Annotated in this window: 5 protein-coding genes; 4 read left to right on the forward strand and 1 reads right to left on the reverse strand. The window is 68.7% G+C overall.

The features are described from left to right. Window positions 1-182, reverse strand: a 182-nt coding sequence (locus tag ACWNCF_RS04035; protein WP_449406111.1) for a hypothetical protein, incomplete at its 3' end; no start/stop codon positions are given. Between the two features lie 246 nt (window positions 183-428). On the opposite strand from ACWNCF_RS04035, the gene ACWNCF_RS04040 reads away from it, so the two are divergent. The 4 genes from ACWNCF_RS04040 to ACWNCF_RS04055 all read left to right on the forward strand — a co-directional run bounded on the left by ACWNCF_RS04040 (window position 429) and on the right by ACWNCF_RS04055 (window position 3,087). Further along, window positions 429-668 (forward strand): MOSC N-terminal beta barrel domain-containing protein, encoded by a 240-nt coding sequence (locus ACWNCF_RS04040; protein ID WP_449406112.1) that lies wholly within the window; start codon window positions 429-431, stop codon window positions 666-668. After that, a complete protein-coding gene (locus ACWNCF_RS04045) occupies window positions 661-1,278 on the forward strand; it encodes an MOSC domain-containing protein (RefSeq protein WP_449406113.1) in 618 nt (205 codons plus the stop codon). The genes ACWNCF_RS04040 and ACWNCF_RS04045 overlap by 8 nt, the downstream gene beginning before the upstream one ends. 15 nt (window positions 1,279-1,293) lie before the next feature. Further along, window positions 1,294-1,893 (forward strand): dienelactone hydrolase family protein, encoded by a 600-nt coding sequence (locus ACWNCF_RS04050; protein ID WP_449406114.1) that lies wholly within the window; start codon window positions 1,294-1,296, stop codon window positions 1,891-1,893. Window positions 1,894-1,968: 75 nt separating this feature from the next. Then, entirely contained in the window at window positions 1,969-3,087 is a 1,119-nt protein-coding gene (locus ACWNCF_RS04055) for a DUF484 family protein (protein ID WP_449406115.1), read from the forward strand. Window positions 3,088-3,233 lie beyond the last annotated feature (146 nt).

Consider the following 3,233-nt stretch of genomic DNA (forward strand, 5'->3'; position numbering starts at 1 on the left):
ATGTTGTGCACCTGTACTGCGTTCCAGTTTCGTATTGCTAAGGTTAAAACGGAGGAGTTAGTTGGATGATCCAGCACCTGTACGAGGCCGGCGGCGGCCGGATGGACGGTCAAGGTCGGCGGCCCGCTGCGGACGAATTCGATGGCGCTGGCATGCCAGGCGGCGCGCGCGGGCGCGGGCATCGTGTTCGGTCCGGCGTTCGCGCTCGCACCGTCGGTCGCAGCCGGCGACCTCGTGCCCGTGCTGCGAGGACTTCGCCGGGGCCGCGCTGGACATCCATGCCCTCTACCTCAGCAAGCGCCACATGTCGAAAAAGCTGCGGCTGCTGATCGATTTCCTGGCTGCCCGCTTTGCCCCGCCGGTGGGCATGGACGGCGTTTGATGCGATACTGTCGGCGTCATTCCAAACCGCTCCGCCCACGCGTTCCATGGCCATCCTGACCCATCTGCTGCTGTACCCGATCAAATCCTGCGCCGGCATCGCTGTCCGGTCCGCCGTCGTGAACGAATCCGGCCTGTCCGCGCTGGGCGTGCACGACCGCGAATGGATGCTGGTGGCGGCCCAGACGGGCAGTTCCTCGCCCAGGCGCGAGCATCCGCGCATGGCGCTGATCCGGCCGCTGCCCGACGGCGGCATGCTGCGCATCCATGCGCCGCGGCATGGATGACCTGGCGCTGCCGCTCGCATGGGACGAGGCGGCCGCCAGGCGCACCGTGCAGATCTGGGACGACAAGGTCGACGCCGCTGATTGCGGCGACGCGGCGGCCGCCTGGTTTTCGGCCGCGCTGGCCACGCCGTGCCGCCTCGTGCGTTTCCACCGCGACGTCGTGCGGCCGACGAGCACCAAGTGGACGGACGGCGTGGCGGCACGGAGGCGCTTTGCGGACGGCTATCCGCTGCTGCTGATCGGCCAGGCGTCGCTCGACGACCTCAACGCGCGCCTCGTCGCGGCCGGCCGCCATGCGCTGCCGATGGACCGCTTCCGCCCGAACCTCGTCGTCGACGGCCTCGACGCCTGCGAAGAGGATTTCCTGGCCACGCTGACGATGGGCGGCGTCGAGATCCGTCCCGTGAAGCCGTGCGCGCGCTGCCCGATCCCGTCCATCGACCAGGCGACGGGCATCCCGGGCCCGGACCCGCTCGACGTCCTGCAGACCTACCGCGCCAATCCGCGCATGGAAGGCGCCGTTTGCCTGGGCATGAACTGCATCGTGACGGCGGGTGCCGGCAGCGAGCTGCATCTCGGCCAGACGATGGCAACGGAAATCGCGTTCTAGATCGGCGGCACGACGATGGAGGGACTGATCGTCCTGCTGCACGGCGTCGGCAGCACGCCGGCCGACATGGCGCCGCTGGCCCACCTGATCGCCGCGCACGATGCCGGCGCGCGCGTGGCGGTACCGCCGGCCACATCGCCCTGCGATCGCGGCGGCGCGGGCTATCAATGGTTTTCGGTGGACGGCATCACGGACGCGAACCGCGCGGACCGCATCCGCGCGGCGCTGCCGGCGTTCGTCGCCACCGTCGAGGATTTACAGCGAGAATATGGCGCGACGCCGGAACGGACGGTGCTGGCCGGCTTTTCGCAAGGGGCGGCCATGGCGCTGGCCGCGTGCCAGGACCGCTTCCTCGCGCGCCACGTCGTCGCCATCGCCGGCCGCAGCGCGCCGCTGCCGGACGCCTGGGAGCGGCGCACGACGGTCGCCCTCGTGCACGGCCGCATGGACCGTACCGTGCCGGTGCAGCATAGCGAGCGCGCCTTCGAGCGCCTCGCCGCGCTGGGCGCGGACGTGCGGCTGGACGTCGTGCCGCGCGCCGTCCACCTGCTGGCGCCGCCATTGCTGGAGCGCGCCTGGCAGGCGATCGGCATGACATCTTGGCAATGTTATTGATATTGCCTCATCATTTTCGTTTCCAAGGCGCGTAGATTCGCGTAAATTAGGGTTCTTGCTGAAGGGGAACCACACATGCACGAGCGCGGCGCCAGTGTGCGCGAACTCATCGCCGAGAACGAGGCCTTGCGCCGCCAGCTGTCCAGCCTGATCGACCAGGCCGAGGGCAACCACGCCATCATGATGCGGCACCAGGCGTTCGACCTGGAAATCGTCGGCGCGAGCACCTTCCAGGAGCTGGTCGGCACCATCTTCCGCCTGCTGCCCGTGATTTCCGACCTGGACGCCCTCACGCTGTCGCTCGTCGACACGGGCGCCGACATCTACACCGTCATGCACAAGCTGGGCGTGGATTTCGAGGCATTCCCGAATCTGCTGTTCCACGACGATGGCGACGCGCTCGGCTTCGACCCGCCAGGCGGCCGTGCGCCGCGGCCGCGCCTGGTGCCGTTCGACGCGGCCACGCAGCGCCACGCCTTTCCCCATCCGCCCGCCGGCCTCGCGAGCGTCGCCATGGTGCCGCTGATGCGGAATAAACGCCTGATCGGCAGCCTGAACCTGGGCAGCCGCGACCCGAACCGCTTCACGCCGCTGCTGGGCACGGACTTCGTCGAGCACATGGCATCGATCATCGCGATCTGCCTGGAGAACGTGATCAGCAACGAGATGCTGAAGTACATCGGCCTCACCGACGCGCTCACCGGCGTCTACAACCGCCGCTACATGGACCGCCGCCTCGTCGAGGAAATCTCGCGCGCGCGGCGCCAGTCGTACCGGCTGTCGTGCATGTACATCGACATCGATTATTTCAAGCAGGTCAACGATACGTACGGCCACCTGGCCGGCGACGACGTGCTGCGCGAAGTCGCGGCGCGCATCAAGGCGGAGCTGCGCATGACGGACGCGCTGGGCCGCTTCGGCGGCGAGGAATTCGTCGTGCTGCTGATCGACGCGGACCTGGAAAGCGCCAGCATGGTCGCGCAGCGCATCCGCGCCAGCGTGGCGGATCGGCCGTTCCTGCTGCAGGAGGGGCAGACGCTGGCGGTGTCGGTGTCGATCGGTGTCGCGACCCTCGACGATTTCGAGCGCGATCACGCGATCGAAGGCGTGGCGCAGCAGCTGGTCGCGCACGCCGACCAGGCGCTGTACCAAGCCAAGGAAGGCGGACGAAACCGGGTCGTCGCGAAGCCGTAGGGTGGGCTCCCCGAGCCCACGCGTGACGCCGGCGTGACGCAACCGTGCGCGTGGACACAGGGTGTCCACCCTACCGCAATAAACGTCCTTCGGCGCGCGTGACGGCGTTGCCGGTCCCCCGCAGCACCACCACGTCCCCCGCGCGC

This window comes from Massilia phosphatilytica, assembly GCF_977014125.1.

Excerpts from the sequence above, each read along its gene's own strand:
- ACWNCF_RS04040 (WP_449406112.1), top strand. The coding sequence starts at position 429 with ATGGCCATCCTGACCCATCTGCTGCTGTACCCGATCAAATCCTGCGCC.
- ACWNCF_RS04045 (WP_449406113.1), top strand. The coding sequence starts at position 661 with ATGGATGACCTGGCGCTGCCGCTCGCATGGGACGAGGCGGCCGCCAGG.
- ACWNCF_RS04050 (WP_449406114.1), top strand. The coding sequence starts at position 1,294 with ATGGAGGGACTGATCGTCCTGCTGCACGGCGTCGGCAGCACGCCGGCC.
- ACWNCF_RS04055 (WP_449406115.1), top strand. The coding sequence starts at position 1,969 with ATGCACGAGCGCGGCGCCAGTGTGCGCGAACTCATCGCCGAGAACGAG.